The following is a 15,117-nucleotide window of genomic DNA, read 5'->3' on the forward strand; positions in this document are numbered from 1 at the left end:
TTCTTCTTTAATTTTGTAAGTTCGAATTTAAAATAGATAATCTTTCAAGAAATGCTACTATATTTTATATAAGGAGTGGTTGTAAATGGAAATTGTAACGTGTAAAGATGCTTTAGAACTTGGTATTCGTTCAGCAGAAAAATGTTCGCAAGTAATTAAGGAGGCCATTAATAAAAAGGGGACTGCTAGAATTGTCTTATCCACCGGTAAATCACAATTTGAAACGTTAAAGGCTCTTGTAGCACACGACATTGAGTGGAATAAAGTAGAAATGTTTCATTTAGATGAATATGTTTACTTGTCTGAGGAGCATCCAGCAAGCTTTCGGAAGTATTTGAAAGAACGTTTTACAAATATCGTCTCATTAAAACGATCCTATTTTGTAGATGGTGAAGGGGATCTACAAGATACAATTTCATTTTTAAATGAAGAAATTACGAAAGAGCCTATAGATCTAGCTATTGTTGGAATTGGAGAAAATAGCCATATTGCCTTTAATGATCCCCCAGCAGATTTTGATACAAAGCATCCATTTATAATCGTAAATTTAGATGAAGCATGTAAAAATCAACAAGTAAGGGAAGGTTGGTTTTCATCTATTGAAGAAGTACCAACTCAGGCAATATCCATGTCCGTCCACCAAATTTTAAAAAGTAAATGCATTGTTTCCCCAGTCCCTTATGTCACCAAAGCCAAAGCTATAAAAGCAACATTGGAGAGTGATAAGGTTTCGAATGAAATACCTGCAACCGCACTAAAAAAGCATCAAAATGTTTTTCTTTACTTAGATAATGATTCCGCGTCATTAATAAACGAAAATGATGTTCATTTAGAAGTGTAATAATGTAATGGAAAAAATAAAAGGTATACATTATGAATCAGGAAAGAACATTGAGGTATGCGTAGAAGACGGGATTATTGCTAGTATTAATGAAATTAGAGAAAAGTGCAATAGTGTCCTTGCCCCTGGATTAGTAGATATACAGGTTAATGGATTTATGGGTATCGATTTTAATGATAGGCCGTTACAGAAAAATGAATGGAACACTATACTGATCCAATTAGCAAAAGTTGGTGTTACTACATTTTTTCCTACGATTATTACTAATTCCTTTGAGAACTTAGCCTACCTATTTGAAGTAAATGTGAAGCAACTTAAGACTGTTGTTTATAATGACATGGTCGGTGGATTTCACCTTGAAGGCCCTTATATTTCACCAATGGATGGTCCAAGGGGAGCCCACTCTAGAGAATATGTACGACCTCCAGATTGGAATGAGTTTTGTCATCTGCAGGAGAAAGCTTGTGGAATGATTAAACTCGTAACTCTATCTCCTGAATGGGAGGAAGCTGTTGATTTTATCAAGAGAGCTACCGAAAGCGGTGTGAAGGTGGCCATTGGGCATACATCAGCAGCTACAAATGAAATTCGAAAGGCAGTAGAAGCTGGTGCTATTATATCAACTCATTTAGGAAATGGAGCTCATCCACAAGTACCAAGACATCCAAATTATATTTGGGATCAACTGGCAGAGGAGAGTCTTTGGGCTTCTGTTATAGCTGATGGATTCCATTTACCTTCAAATGTTCTTCATGTTTTTAATAAAATAAAAAAGGACAATATGATCTTAGTGAGTGATAGTGTTTCATTAGCAGGTATGAAGCCTGGTGATTATTCTACATCCATTGGAGGAGAAGTAACATTAACAAAGGAAAACAAACTCCATATCAAAGACAATTCTACTATTTTAGCTGGATCTGCTCATTGTTTACTGCAAGGAGTCCAATACTTAGTTGAAGAGAATATATGCCATATTGGTGAGGCATTCAAAAAAGCATCTATTTTCCCAATGGAATTAATGGGTATCCCTAGTCAGAAAGGTATCCAAATAGGTGCACCAGCTGATTTTATTGTTTTAAGTTTGGATGACTGGAAAGTAAAGAAAACGTACAAGGGTGGAGAGCTGATCTACGAAAAACCAGTTAATTTATATTGAACGTTTTTGTGCATAAATGAAAGGGCTTGGTTAAACGCTAAGTCCTTTTCTTAAGTGAAATCGTTCTAGTTATTTTGATGTTATAATCTAACACGGTATAAATTAGATTAAACAGTCTAATTAGTGTATAATTAAACTGGAAAGTCAAATAATTAATCATATTTATTAGGAGTATTGACCATGACAAATCCTGTTTCGATTTTTATTATGGATGTATCCGATTCAACATCAAAAAATAATTGGGAAGAAATTTCAACCTATTTAGATGAGTTGGAGGACTGGATAAACACTTTCGTTTGTCCTGTTGCGAAATCGATTGTTAAGCATCGACGTGGAGATGAAATTATCTTTATTGGGGAGCATTATGTTACGGCTTATACTGTGGCAAATGTTATAAATCATATATGGAAATATCCACAACAGTCACCGTATTTTGGCATTACCTTTGGAAATATTGAAAAAAGTATTGCTTCTATTGACATCGAGACATGGAATCATCCACTAATTAAAAAAGCTCGTGAAGCAAACGAAAGAATAAAATATTCAAACGAAAAATTATCCGTTTTGTTTTATCTAGATAATGATTATATTGTAGATAACAAAGTTGTAAATAGTAATGTACCACATAACGAAACGGAAAATTTATTTAACTTATTAATGGAAATGGAGTACAATTTAAGAAAAAATCAAACAGAACTCCAAAAATTAATTTGTGATCTTCACTTTATTTATGAGAAACAAAATGTAGTGGCAAATTTAGTGAAGAAATCTCCAGCAACCATTTCTAGTCACTTCAAAAAAGGAAATAGTAAGCTGATTCTCAAGACAGTTGCTCAAGTACAACAAACGATTAACTCCTACGAAAAGTTTGGGAATGATAAAGAGTTGTCTCACTTTACAAAAGCATTAGTGAAATCAATGAAGATTAATATCGGTGAAAATCTCCCTAACTTTATTAATGTAGAAAGGAATAGTTAGATGGCTTTTCTTAGTTTACTTGTAGCTCATTTTATTGGAGACTTTTATTTTCAAACGGATAAAATGGTAAAAAATAAAAAGAAATATTTTAAGGTTCATTTATTTCATCAGTTCTTAATAGTATTCACTACACTTTTTATTTTATTTTTTTTTATTGAAGAGAATGATTTTGGACTGTATGTTATTTTACCAACTATTCTTTTTACAGTTTTTCACGGCATCATTGATTGGGGGAAAATATTAGGGCAAGAAAAGCTTGAAGAAAAGTATGGGAAAGCTAGTTCTTGGGAAGGTTCGTTGTTTATTATAGATCAGATTTTACATATTGTGTCTATTGTTATCATCGCCATCATCGTTTTTGATTTTAATTTTCAACTTGTTATAAATAATGTACTTATCTCCCTTCATTTAGCAGAAGGAACAGGTCAAAGCTTCTCAACAGAAGAAAAAGTATTATTTCTATTTATAATGTTAATCATATCTACAACAGTTACTGGTCATCTCATTCGTATTATGCTTGGCTCCTTCACGAATTATTTAGCTTTATTTGAAGGGAAATATAGGATGGAAAATAAGCAGGGTGGAAGAGGATTTACGAATAAGGATCTTGATCAAACTACAAGCTTATCTGAAGAGTATACATATATGGTTGTAAAACAACAAGATTTATCTAGAGGGAAAATTATTGGGTATTTAGAAAGATTATTGGTTATCATCCTTGTGGTTGCAGATTCTATTTCATCCATAGCATTTATTATTGCTGCTAAATCATTAACACGTTTTAAACAGCTTGATGATAGAGACTGGGCGGAATATTTCCTTTTAGGGACTCTTTCTTCCATATTATTAGCCATTTTTTATGGCTTTATTATAAAATTATTAGTTTTTTAGTTTAAAAGTTGAATGTACAAGCTAATTTAAAATGTATGTAAAAGCATTCCCTATTTCTCAAATGGAAGCATAGATATCTTATTTATGAGCATCATATCTATAGAATGTTTTCAACTAATTAAGTATGGGGGATGTTGCGGATGACAGAAGAAAATGGACAATTATTACTACCAGAAGTGAGTCAATCCGTGCAACAAGCACAACAAGCAGTTGCACAGGCTCAAGGTAGTGGAAGCTATGAGGAAATGCAGGAAGCGCTACAATCAGTAGAAGAAGCACAATTACAGATGCAAAGTTTTCAGCCTTCTACACCACAAGAGCAGGATCAATATAATCAACTACAGCAAGCAGTTAAAGAGGCTTTTCAACAATTGCAAACGGAGCAACAACAGCTCTTTCAAGCACAACAGCAGGTAGAGAAGGAAAGCCACGAATTACAGCAGGCACAACAGCAAGTAAAGCAGGAACAACAGGATGTAATGGAGGCGCAGCAACAGTTTCAACAAGCACAAGATGCAGCAATGTCATATAAAAACAATCACCAGCAATAATGTAAAGTAAGTTATTATAGAGCTAACACTTATTTCCAAGTGTTAGCTCTTTGTTTTTCGTAGAACTCAGAACCTTACCTGTAGGAGAAATAGATGTGCTTCTTATTTTCTTGTTGTTAATTTAAAAATGTTGTAACAATTTTCGTATTCATTCGTCTATACCGTTGTGGGAAGGGGGAAAGGTATGGATAGTGAACTTTTAGAAGAGATCTATGATAACTATTTTCGATTGTAGAGGAAGACGGCGACTCTAGCGGGAATAACACGAGCTGAAAATCCATTTTTGACGGCTTGTAGCCGTAAAAAATTAGTTGAAGCCGTGTCCGCAGAAAGCGTCGGTCTGTAGCGGAAAACGAATTAAATTTAAACTATTTGTATAAAATGAAATAGTGAATTATGAAATTGACTCATAAAAGATAAAATTTCAACTTCACGTTTTGAAAATGGATAAAAGGAGAGCCGCAGTAGCGGTTCTTCTTTTTGTATTGATAAAGGATTTACTCAACTGTATTTATAACATCATTTCAGTGAAAGAAACTCCAATTTTATGATAATGTACTAAAAAGGTAGAACAACCATCAAAAAATATTTTGTGTGTAACTTTTTGTTTATTCAATCGTGGATAAAGTGAAAGGAGGCGTCGATGAAGAAGTCTTTAAGTTTAGAGCAAATATATTCCCTTTATATGCAGGATGTATACCGGTATATTTTTTCCCTTTGTAAAAATAAAGCATTATCTGAAGATATCGTTCAAGAAACCTTCTATCGCGCCTATTTTTACGTAGAGGAGTTTGATCAGGAGAAGGTGAAGCCGTGGTTATTCAAAGTTGCTTACCATACATTTATAGATTTTATTAGGAAAGAGAAACGTATTACATATTTTGATGACTTAACTCCATTAGATTCAAAAATTGAAAAGCAAGTAAATAGCGCTGAGCACGATTACATGGTTAAAAATCGTATTGAAACATGGTTCAACATGATGGAGGAGTTACCAGTTTCAAAGAAAAAGGTTCTAATTCTTAGAGATTACTATAACTTTTCGTATCAAGAGATCGCTGATATTTTAGATATGTCTTTATCAAAGGTAAAGATAACGCTTTTTCGTGGACGTAAAGAGCTACATATAAAGCTTGGAGATTTAGAGTGAAGGGTGGTTGAGTTAGTGTGAAATGTAATGATGTTAAAGCAAAATGGCATGCTTATATTAATGGAGAATGTACGTATGATGAAGAAAAAGCAATCGAAAGTCATATTCAACAATGTTCCGATTGTGAAAAATTATTAAATAAAGATTTAGAGGACCAAGAAGAAGAATGGTTAGGGAAAAGGAATAAATTAGATAACAAGAAAGAAAAGACCATAAACGATCTTCCTCAACTAAAACAAAGGGAGCTTATTCGAAAAGCAAAATGGAAAAATAGATACTCAAATGTAGTTACGTTCGTTAGTTTATTTATCATTATTTCCGTTATTAGTGGAATTTTTACAGCTGGATTTTATGCAATAGGAGGAGATAGGAGTATTAGTCAAACAGCAACACAAGTTGTACGTACAACAACTCAAATGACAATGCCGAATATATACATTGGAAGTGGAGGATTGAACACTAATTTCTACTTCAATTTAGACATAAATTACACTATTCATCAGCAAGTGGGTAGGGAACGACAAGCTATTGGTGAACTTAATGGTAAAATGATCCTGCATCGACTAAATGTCAATCGAGAATGGTCAGATGGACAGTTTGATGTAAAGCTTCATTTTTTGCACCCGGAATATGTTGAAAATGAATCGGATAGTGAAAAGGAGTTTTTTAATAATTGGCTAAATAAAACGTGGGAAGCATTAGATTATCTTCCAGAAGGGACGGTTTCTGAAGTAGCCATAACCTTTGATCAGTTATATGAGTTAGATGAAGTATATGATATTTTGGATGGATTTGATTTGGATATTCCTTGGTACGCTATTCACACTGGAACGGAGCATGATGGAAATGATCGAGGATCACCATATTTGAATGCAACTGGAGGAATTTGGGGATTAAACGAAAACTCCATTTTTGACTTTTCTCCCACTGGAGGTTCCGTTCCCTCAAGAGGTGGTGGAGACGTTCGTGCAGAGGCATTTAAAACAGGATTACAATTTTTGGCTGATAATGAAAGAGTGGTAAGACAATATAAACGCCACATGAGTCGAGACGTATCCATACAGGAGAGAGTAGACTATGTTAAAGAACATGGCGTTAAAACGTATGGTGTAGTTATTACTGGACCAACGAAAGAGATACTTCGATTACAAGAAAGTCATCAAATTATTTATGCAACGTTAGGAGAAGTAGACTTTTGGAATTGGAATGGTTCACCTGCTAGTGGCACGATTTATAATTAAATAAACTTAAAGTTTTCATTTCTATTATAAAGGTCGTTGTAGTATTCTCCCAACGGCCTTTTTAATTTTAATAACAGAATTTTGAATATTGAAACTTTTTCTTGTGGAAAAATATGCTAAAATGTTAATAGTTTCCTATGTAGTTTTTCTTTCCATCAGTTCTAACATTTATATTTGTTTGAGTGGTTTTATAGACGACGGTTGCATTTTATAAAAGCTTTTTGCTAAGGGAAGGTTGACGTCAAATTGATAACGGATCATTTTACAAACAGTAATGGTGTTTCTATTCATTATGTTAAGTCTTATCATAATAACAACGGCCTTACCCCAGTTGTTTATGTTCCAGGTGCTTTAGGATTTGCTGAACAATTTAAAAATGAAATGAAAATGCTATCTCCACGAACTGTCATATCTATTAGTCTAAGAGGTAGAGGAAAAAGTGCTGCTCCTCCATCTAATTATTCTTTCCAGGACCATGTTAATGATATTAAAACAGTAGTATCGGATAGTACGATTAACAGCTTTTGTTTATTGGCATATTCTATGGGAGTTCCTTTTGCTATTAAGTATGCTTCCATGTATCCAAATCGAGTAAAAGGGTTAATTTTATGCGATTATCAAGCTAAGTTTCCTCGTATACCTGAATCATGGGTAGAGAGTGTTTTAAAAAAAGGATACGTAAGTGTTGATAGAGCACATGTAGTCAAGTGCATCCAGAAGGATTCTCAAGAAATATCACTTAAGGAAGATTTAAAAAATATTAGGTGCCCTGTGCTTATTATAAAAGGAGGACAAGAAGACTCCCTTTTGAATCAAGAAGCAACTAATTTATATATTAGAAATCTGCGAAGTGTTGAAGTAATAGAATTTCCAAATTCAGGTCATGAACTGTGGGAGCCAGATTATACTAAATTCATAGAGACAATTAAACAATTTTTATGTATGTTAGATGTTACTTACAAGAATAGTTAATTCTTCAGCTGTTTCTTCTTCTAGGAAAATAGAAAACTTAGACAAGGTAGCTAAATTATATGATAGATTATCTGAATATGAAAAATTATAATAAATACAAGTATTTGAAACCTTTAACTAGATTCGTTCGAATATTACTTAAAAGGGGGTAATGTTTTGGAAAATCAAGAATTGTTGTGTAAAGTTTGCGGTAGCAATGAATTTAGTAAAGGAAAGGTCGACGGTTATGGAAGTATTAAAGCTTTAGATTTTGCTGGAATTAGTTCGCCACTAATTTATACGTTTTGTAAAGAGTGTGGGGAAGTAATGTCCTTAAAGGTAGAAAAACCTGAGTCTTTTTAATGATAGATCTATTATAAGTAACATTCTTTTATTTGGAAAATGCTAGAATTGCTCCTTTGTACACCTTATTTGTTTCAAATTCATTGCTCCATAAAAGCTAAAAAAATTAGAAATTGAAGGGGATTAACGATGAAAAAAATGTTTGCACTTTTTACCTTAGTATTTTTATTAGTAGGCTGTAATTCTGAATTATCTTTTTCTAAAGAGAATGTTAAGAAGGTAAAAAAAGACGTTCAAGAATTTTTTGAGAGAGTGGAAGATGTTAATGGAACTTATCTATATTATGATAGTGAAGATACCATTTATTTACTACTAAATGGTAAAAATGTTGTGCAAGGAGAACAAGCGATTCACTTTGAGGATTTTCATACAGATGCAATCGGTGATACGTTACATCTGTATTTCAATGAAGGATATACCGATGACTATATAAATAAATCATTGAATCATCAAATGCTATATAAAATTAGCAAGGTTAAGGACTACGAATATATTAAATTAATTAAGAATGGTATGGAAGATTCTTTTGCTATGGTGTCAGGTACAGGTAGATAATCTTATTTTAATCTTTTGTACAAATGTTCTTGTTTTAGAATGAAATAGTGAATTATGAAATTGACTCTAATGTTTAAAATTCCTTTTAAAGTGTAAAAGTTGGAATCATTGAGGAAAGGAGAACTTTTTATTTGTGTGGTATTCTGCTTTTATTATTCTAACTTTTTTAGCATGGATAATCTCAGGGATAGTATTTTTCAGATCTTGGAAACAGTTTAATACAATTAAAGTAGGAGAAGTAATTCATGATGATGTTAGCAAGAAAATAATTAAGTTTTTAAATGGAGGAATTATTTCCTTTGGAATCGGTGTTGCATTTAGTGTTGTTGCAATACTGATAAAAGGCTAATTGGTCCACGTAGTTGATGTTTGCATGCTATTAACTCAGGTAGAAGTATTTGGTAGCACCTGTTAAGAGGAGACAAATATTGGAAAAAGAAAACATCGTATTTTTTTCAAAAAAAGAATGGAAGAAATAGGATGTATTATGTTTATAATAGGGACAATTTCCTCTAATACATCCCTAACAGGAATTGGGTCATTATTTATATTTTCTTTTAATTTATTGAGTGGTATTTTTATTTTTTGTTTCGTTTATTTGGGTTTAGTGTGTAAAAGCACATTTAAGTTAAGTATTACTATCAATCCTTTTCTTCATGAATATGATACGGTATATCGATATGTTGAAGGTGGCGATCCAGTATGTCGGATCATTTGGATCTTATTGGAAACTGGGTTGAGCATGTTGGGACAGTAATTGCTGCTATAGGAGAAACAAAACAATTAGTTGGCGACAATGACAATGATATTGGCTTAGGTCTTGGTGTTTTAGGAAATAGCATCCAAGGATTAGGAAATATAATACAAGCATCATCAGAAACTGTTAGTGTAGAAGTGGAATTTGGAAACTGGATTCAAGCTGCAGGAACCATTTCTAATGCCATTGCAGAATACCAGATGCTACAAGATTCAATAACAGATATTTTAGAAGCTGGAAAAATAGAAGTAGTTGGAGATATCTTTCAATCATTAGGTTCTCTTATTTCAGCTAATGGAAGATTGGAAGAACATCGTGGCTTAGTGGATGGTAATATTGTTCAGTCTATTGGAGCAGCACTAGAGGGAATTGGTGTTGTTTATAGTACAATTTTAGGTGAAGAAAGACGTGGACAAACATTAGAGGTGATCGGTGGTTGGCTACAAGCAATTGGTACAGGATATCAATCCATAGGAATAACTAAACAATACCTCTTAGGAAACGGAAAAGATAACTAAATATTGATTTAACAAAGGTGATTAAGCCCTTTAGGAATTAGAAAAGAAATTGAAAGTCAACAACAATTTTTTAAATAGCAAATATTATCTATTGATTATTCATCATTAATGGTTTATAATTCCAAATTAACTATAGCTGATTCTATGATGAAGAGAGTAATTATGACGTTGTTTTTAAGCGAGTTAGGGATGGTGGAAGCCTAATAGACACCTCATAATGAAGCGCACTTCTGAGAAACTGCCTGAAATTCTAAGTAGGGTTTAGTCGGGTAATTCCCGTTATCAATGTGTAAAAGTAGGTTCAAATTGAACAAACAGAGTGGTACCGCGGGTAATCTCGTCTCTTATGAATAGAGGCGAGTTTTTTTATTTCTTTTAAAAGAAAGGTGGATGGAAATGGAACTTATTAAGACATATGCAGAAGAAATTACATTGCAATTAGATGGTGCATTGGATGTGAACACAGTAAAGAAACTAATTGAAAAACCAAAATTTGAATGGTGATTACCGCCACTCGAATTTACCATCTACGCCATGTTTTTTACCACCGAATGACAAGGATTTTACCACGCTACGCCAATGTATTTACCAATGAATAAAAAAGCCCTACAGATTAATGCTTCATTAATAGAAGAGGGCTATACAAACCATCAGCTTCTATGTGAAGTTAAGGGAGGTTCCCTTAACTTCACATAGAAGGAAGCAAGCGAAGCGCGGTAGGGGTTGCGAGAAAAATCTCAATTTTATGTGTCCATTTTCTTGACACAGTATCACTAATTTATATAGTGAAGCATAAGAGGAACTATTTTATTCATCTTTTTTGAATTTTGATTTTCACTGTTTATTTCAACAACAATTGCTATATTATCTATTGAATTTATAGTTAAGATATCCTTAATATCGTGTCTGTGGAGAATTTCGCAATACTCTGACTTTGTGTTCCATAGAGTGTTAACGTTTGTTACAATAGAAGTATTGTTTGGGTGCCTAAAGTAGCTTCGGAATTCTAATGTATTAAATTTATATTTATCCTTCTTAATTTTTAGTCCAATATATAAGTATTCATCATCATATTCTCCATACACATTAAAAGTTTCTTGTTGAATTGGAGTGTAATTATCCGAAACTTGAATTATTGCTTTTAAATTTTTAGAGTAATTATAGCTCGTAAAATCATTACATTTCTTGTTTATTTTAAGTTTGTTTATTTCTATTTTTTTAAACAACCTATGCATTTCTAATTCTTTATTGTGAAAAGTAATAAGGTCATCTTCTTTTTCGAAAAAACCCCATATACCGATCATTGATTTGTTAATCATAATATTTTTTTTTGTATCCATGAACGATTCTAATTTATCGGGTACATACAATAAATACTCATTTAATAAATGGCAGACAAATTTAACAGAATCCTCACATCTGTATTTTTTTACAATTCCTTCAAATTGACTAGGAATAAATTGAGGTTGATCTACTAATTCTTGTACACTTGCAATCTCTGAAAGATTTATACATAATTCTTTCCCCGAAAACTTTGTGAAATTTCTAAAAAGGTGTAAACAACTGATTAAAACAGCTGCATGAATATTTAAAATGTTAAATCCATCTTGTTCTGTAACATAATTATTTAGCTCATTATATATTAGATGCTTCTCTTCAAAATTCATAATACCCTGCTGAAAACTATCAATATAACCTTTATCACCAGGGTTATAAGGGGTTATATTTTCCAATTCTTTTGGGTATTTCCTAATCGGAAATACTTTGTGGACATCAATCCACATATCTCCTCTATAATAATTTCCTTCTTCGTGCGAAGCTGAATTTTCTATCCTTTTAAACCCTATTTTTATTAAGGTTTCTTTTAAAAGTTCCAAGTCATCATACACAATATCTATATCTTTACTCCTTCTAATAAAAGAACTCTCTCTAGTTAAGAAGTAATCTGTAAATCCTTTAAGAATAATTGGTTTTTTTCTTGTTGGGATGGATTCATTAATTTCGTTCATTAAAGAAATTCTATTCTTTAAGTTTTTACTTGCTTCTTGACATTGAATATTTAATTGAATCAACAAGTTTTCGCTAGTCCATTGCACATATATTTGTTGTAATTTTTCCAATAAGCGTCCAGCTAACCTATGATGAAATATTAAATCTAATAATTTTTGTTCATTTATTTTATGTATTTTTGAAATATCCTGCATACCACCTGCTGCCCATTTTAGAATATCTAATTCATGTCCTGCTTTATTTTCCATAAAAACCCTCCATATACAAATTTTTAACAATATCCTCTACTTTAACTTCATTTATTTTGATATCTGTGATATCATGTTGGCGAACAATTAAGGTAATAGCCTCGGATGGATTTATCACACTTCTTTTAATTGAAAAAGACTTACGTTTCCCTTGATCCTTTACTAATTGAAAACGTGAATCAGTAATTTTAATATTTTCTTCTGCAAAATCTATTGTCAACACATATTCATTCCCAAATTGGGTTTTAAAATTAGTTAATGATCCGTCGTATAATATTTTACCTTCATCAATCATAATTAAACGATTACAGATTTCTTCAATATCATCCATATCGTGAGTTGTTAAAATTAGGGTTGTCTTTTTTTCTCTATTTACTTCTTTAATAAAACGTCGAATTTTACTTTTTACAAGTACATCAAGCCCTATGGTTGGTTCGTCAAGGTAAACAATTTCAGGATCATGAAGAAAAGCAATGGCTAAATTTGCCCTCATTTTTTGTCCCAAACTAAGTTGTCGGACAGGCCTGTTTAAAAATTCTTTCATCTCCAACAGTTCAATAAAAAATTCCAAATTATGTTTGAATGTTATATCATCAATTTTATACATTTTCTTATAAAGATCGAAGGTATCAACCATTGGTAGATCCCAAAATAAATGAGATCGCTGACCAAAAACTACACCCATCCGTAAAGCATTTTCCTTTCGGTCTTGATAAGGTATACGTCCATCAACCGTAATGTTTCCCTCTGTAGGTGTAAGGATACCACTTAACATTTTAATTGTTGTCGATTTCCCAGCTCCATTGGCCCCAATATACCCCACCAATTCTCCACGATCAATGCTAAAATTAATATCTTTCGCAGCATTTTTTATTTCAAAATCACGTATAATTAAGGATTTTAATGAATTTAAAAATCCCCTTTTTCGTTTATATACAAGAAAATCTTTTGAGACGTTGTTAACCTCTATTAAAGCCATTTTATGTCCTCCCTATGATCCAGTACTTTTATAGTGTTTAAGTCCTAATCTCCAAAATAGGTATGCTATGATAAACAATAAAATCCCAACTATAGGTGTTAAAAATTGAAAAAATGAATTGAACATTAAAAAATCATCTTTCTCTATAAAGTATTGAGAAGGCTAAAAGTTTATAAAAGCATAAGGAATAATAAATGTTAATATAATTTGAATTACCTTGTTATAGGCTGAAATTGGATACTTGATGAAACCTCGAGTTTGAAACATAAAAAATTCCATTAAAAATTTATTTTGTACTATCCAAAATGCGACTGTTCCACTTATAATAAATGCGGCACCTTGAATCAAAGTTGCGCCTAAAATCGTTATTAAAAGAAATAATATATCTAGTCCTTGTAAACGTATTTCTAATATATGTATACAGAAAACAAAAATCGAAAATGCTACAACTACATTAGCAAAATATCCAGTGCTAAATTCCCTTGAAATCAGATAAAAAAATGGGTTTAAAGGTCGCGTTAAAACCTCATCAAAGTCCCCAGACTGAATATGTTGACCAAGCTTTGTAAAAGGGTGAAACAGGAAAAATCCAGCTAATGAATAAGATCCTATATTTAAAGCATGTAACAACATAACTTCATATTGTCCCCAACCTGCAATATTCTGAAATTGATAGATCATTATCCAAATTAATATAAACTCTGTAGAGAATACAATGCTTTTTGCAAAAAAATTCATTAAAAAAGCACCCCTGTATTCCACCATGGACTTTAACTTAATTTGAATAAATTGACAATATAATCCAACATATTCCATAATCATCCCCCATGTATATTTACAATTGTTTGTGATTTGTTCCAAAACCATTTATTTAAAAGATAAAATACAATAATCCATATAAACTGTTGAAAGATAATCCACCATGATTCTGCAAGTGAAGTTTGCCCTACATAAATTGTAATTGGTTCATAGGTAATTAATCGAAAAGGTAAAAATAAGCTGATTTTATATAGAAATTCAGGGTAAAACCAAAGAGGAACGACAGTTCCTGCAAATAATTGAAAAAATGCTTTGGTAACCCAGTCAACAAAAAATGGAGAATGAAACCAAAAAACTAATAAACCCAAAATAAAATTAAAGTAGAAAAATAGAATAACCCCGTTTATTAAAGCAAATAAAAATAATATCATTTGATGTGGTGTTTCCGGCAATGTAAACCCCCAAATAAAAATAACAAATAAACAAGCAGGAACAATATTGAAAATTATACGAAATAAATTTTCACCTAATTGAATGGAAAACATATAGGCCTTAAAGTTTACTGGTTTTATAAAGTCAAGAGATATAGATCCATCCACTATTCTCTTTCCGATATTAGTATGAATCTCCGAATAAATTAATCCCCCAATAATTGCATTCACGATTACATAGGCTACCATATCGTCAAATTGGACTCCATTTACTTCTTCACGTCCACGATATAGCGTTGACCACACACTCATTAATATAAATAAACTCAGTAAAGTTCCCAAAATAAAAATGTAAGAATTGACACGGTATGTGAATTTTTCCATAAATGATTTTTTAATAAGTTCAAAATACACTATATCTGTTTCATTCCTTCCTTAAACAAAGAGTAAGGTGATTTAAATGAGAACGCTTTCCAAAATGTCCGCTAGATAAAAATTTTCAAAAATAGATTGAAAGATTATTCAAGCAAAGAATAAATAGATTAATTTGAAACAACAAAACTAATATAGTGTATTTAACCAAAACTGTCAATTAATGCATTGGGAAAAGACAACAAAAATTTAGTGTATTTCCATTTTAGTAATTTATATTAAATTATGGTTGACATTGGAAATTAAGTGAACTACTATAAAAAAGAATTTCTATTATTTAGTTAATTCAAAATTTTATAAAGGGAG

15 protein-coding genes, 1 pseudogene and 1 other annotated feature are annotated in these 15,117 nt (G+C 31.9%); of the genes and pseudogenes, 12 read left to right on the forward strand and 4 right to left on the reverse strand.

What is annotated here, in order from left to right; genetic code table 11:
• The first annotated feature begins 85 nt into the window (after positions 1 to 85).
• From QA612_RS14005 to QA612_RS14060, 12 genes are all read left to right on the forward strand, one after another.
• Positions 86 to 841 carry a 6-phosphogluconolactonase gene (locus QA612_RS14005; RefSeq protein WP_278284443.1) on the forward strand — a complete coding sequence of 252 codons (756 nt, stop codon included), beginning with the start codon at positions 86 to 88 and terminating at the stop codon, positions 839 to 841.
• Between the two features lie 7 nt (positions 842 to 848).
• A complete protein-coding gene (locus QA612_RS14010; protein WP_278284444.1) occupies positions 849 to 1,997 on the forward strand; it encodes an N-acetylglucosamine-6-phosphate deacetylase in 1,149 nt (382 codons plus the stop codon).
• Positions 1,998 to 2,177: 180 nt separating this feature from the next.
• Positions 2,178 to 2,975 (forward strand): hypothetical protein, encoded by a 798-nt coding sequence (locus QA612_RS14015; protein WP_278284445.1) that lies wholly within the window; start codon positions 2,178 to 2,180, stop codon positions 2,973 to 2,975.
• Positions 2,976 to 3,866, forward strand: coding sequence for a DUF3307 domain-containing protein (locus QA612_RS14020; RefSeq protein ID WP_278284446.1), 891 nt, complete (start codon positions 2,976 to 2,978; stop codon positions 3,864 to 3,866).
• A 140-nt stretch (positions 3,867 to 4,006) separates the two neighbouring features.
• A complete protein-coding gene (locus QA612_RS14025; protein WP_278284447.1) occupies positions 4,007 to 4,417 on the forward strand; it encodes a hypothetical protein in 411 nt (136 codons plus the stop codon).
• Positions 4,418 to 5,060: 643 nt separating this feature from the next.
• Positions 5,061 to 5,567 (forward strand): RNA polymerase sigma factor, encoded by a 507-nt coding sequence (locus QA612_RS14030; protein WP_278284448.1) that lies wholly within the window; start codon positions 5,061 to 5,063, stop codon positions 5,565 to 5,567.
• Positions 5,568 to 5,584: 17 nt separating this feature from the next.
• Positions 5,585 to 6,808 carry an anti-sigma factor gene (locus QA612_RS14035; protein ID WP_278284449.1) on the forward strand — a complete coding sequence of 408 codons (1,224 nt, stop codon included), beginning with the start codon at positions 5,585 to 5,587 and terminating at the stop codon, positions 6,806 to 6,808.
• A gap of 246 nt (positions 6,809 to 7,054) precedes the next feature.
• The gene (locus QA612_RS14040; RefSeq protein ID WP_278284450.1) at positions 7,055 to 7,780 is read left to right on the forward strand and encodes an alpha/beta fold hydrolase; all 726 of its coding nucleotides are present in this window, start codon (positions 7,055 to 7,057) and stop codon (positions 7,778 to 7,780) included.
• A gap of 156 nt (positions 7,781 to 7,936) precedes the next feature.
• On the forward strand, positions 7,937 to 8,122 hold the full coding sequence (locus QA612_RS14045) for a hypothetical protein (protein ID WP_278284451.1): 186 nt from the start codon (positions 7,937 to 7,939) through the stop codon (positions 8,120 to 8,122).
• Between the two features lie 129 nt (positions 8,123 to 8,251).
• Positions 8,252 to 8,677: a hypothetical protein gene (locus tag QA612_RS14050; protein ID WP_278284452.1), complete on the forward strand. Its 426-nt coding sequence runs from the start codon at positions 8,252 to 8,254 to the stop codon at positions 8,675 to 8,677.
• 133 nt (positions 8,678 to 8,810) lie between these two features.
• Positions 8,811 to 9,026 carry a hypothetical protein gene (locus tag QA612_RS14055; RefSeq protein ID WP_278284453.1) on the forward strand — a complete coding sequence of 72 codons (216 nt, stop codon included), beginning with the start codon at positions 8,811 to 8,813 and terminating at the stop codon, positions 9,024 to 9,026.
• 353 nt (positions 9,027 to 9,379) lie between these two features.
• Positions 9,380 to 9,952 (forward strand): DUF6944 family repetitive protein, encoded by a 573-nt coding sequence (locus QA612_RS14060; protein WP_278284454.1) that lies wholly within the window; start codon positions 9,380 to 9,382, stop codon positions 9,950 to 9,952.
• 135 nt (positions 9,953 to 10,087) lie between these two features.
• Positions 10,088 to 10,300, forward strand: a binding site (T-box leader).
• A 425-nt stretch (positions 10,301 to 10,725) separates the two neighbouring features.
• Here QA612_RS14060 and QA612_RS14065 read toward each other — a convergent pair.
• The 4 genes and pseudogenes from QA612_RS14065 to QA612_RS14080 all read right to left on the reverse strand — a co-directional run bounded on the left by QA612_RS14065 (position 10,726) and on the right by QA612_RS14080 (position 14,691).
• Positions 10,726 to 12,210, reverse strand: coding sequence for a nucleotidyltransferase family protein (locus tag QA612_RS14065; protein WP_278284455.1), 1,485 nt, complete (start codon positions 12,208 to 12,210; stop codon positions 10,726 to 10,728).
• The gene (locus tag QA612_RS14070) at positions 12,200 to 13,189 is read right to left on the reverse strand and encodes an ABC transporter ATP-binding protein (RefSeq protein ID WP_278284456.1); all 990 of its coding nucleotides are present in this window, start codon (positions 13,187 to 13,189) and stop codon (positions 12,200 to 12,202) included. The genes QA612_RS14065 and QA612_RS14070 overlap by 11 nt, the downstream gene beginning before the upstream one ends.
• Positions 13,190 to 13,201: 12 nt before the next feature.
• Positions 13,202 to 14,056: pseudogene (locus QA612_RS14075) on the reverse strand (ABC transporter permease).
• The gene (locus QA612_RS14080; protein WP_278284457.1) at positions 14,008 to 14,691 is read right to left on the reverse strand and encodes an ABC transporter permease; all 684 of its coding nucleotides are present in this window, start codon (positions 14,689 to 14,691) and stop codon (positions 14,008 to 14,010) included. The pseudogene QA612_RS14075 and the gene QA612_RS14080 overlap by 49 nt, the downstream one beginning before the upstream one ends.
• Positions 14,692 to 15,117: the final 426 nt, after the last annotated feature.

Source organism: Evansella sp. AB-P1 (assembly GCF_029688925.1).
GTDB lineage: Bacteria > Bacillota > Bacilli > Bacillales > Salisediminibacteriaceae > Evansella.

Bases quoted from the DNA above. Each gene is read 5' to 3' on its own strand.
- QA612_RS14020 (WP_278284446.1), top strand. From the start codon at position 2,976: ATGGCTTTTCTTAGTTTACTTGTAGCTCATTTTATTGGAGACTTTTAT.
- QA612_RS14080 (WP_278284457.1), bottom strand. From the start codon at position 14,691: ATGAGTGTGTGGTCAACGCTATATCGTGGACGTGAAGAAGTAAATGGA.
- QA612_RS14065 (WP_278284455.1), bottom strand. From the start codon at position 12,210: ATGGAAAATAAAGCAGGACATGAATTAGATATTCTAAAATGGGCAGCA.
- QA612_RS14060 (WP_278284454.1), top strand. From the start codon at position 9,380: ATGTCGGATCATTTGGATCTTATTGGAAACTGGGTTGAGCATGTTGGG.
- QA612_RS14025 (WP_278284447.1), top strand. From the start codon at position 4,007: ATGACAGAAGAAAATGGACAATTATTACTACCAGAAGTGAGTCAATCC.
- QA612_RS14005 (WP_278284443.1), top strand. From the start codon at position 86: ATGGAAATTGTAACGTGTAAAGATGCTTTAGAACTTGGTATTCGTTCA.
- QA612_RS14015 (WP_278284445.1), top strand. From the start codon at position 2,178: ATGACAAATCCTGTTTCGATTTTTATTATGGATGTATCCGATTCAACA.
- QA612_RS14030 (WP_278284448.1), top strand. From the start codon at position 5,061: ATGAAGAAGTCTTTAAGTTTAGAGCAAATATATTCCCTTTATATGCAG.
- QA612_RS14010 (WP_278284444.1), top strand. From the start codon at position 849: ATGGAAAAAATAAAAGGTATACATTATGAATCAGGAAAGAACATTGAG.
- QA612_RS14070 (WP_278284456.1), bottom strand. From the start codon at position 13,189: ATGGCTTTAATAGAGGTTAACAACGTCTCAAAAGATTTTCTTGTATAT.
- QA612_RS14050 (WP_278284452.1), top strand. From the start codon at position 8,252: ATGAAAAAAATGTTTGCACTTTTTACCTTAGTATTTTTATTAGTAGGC.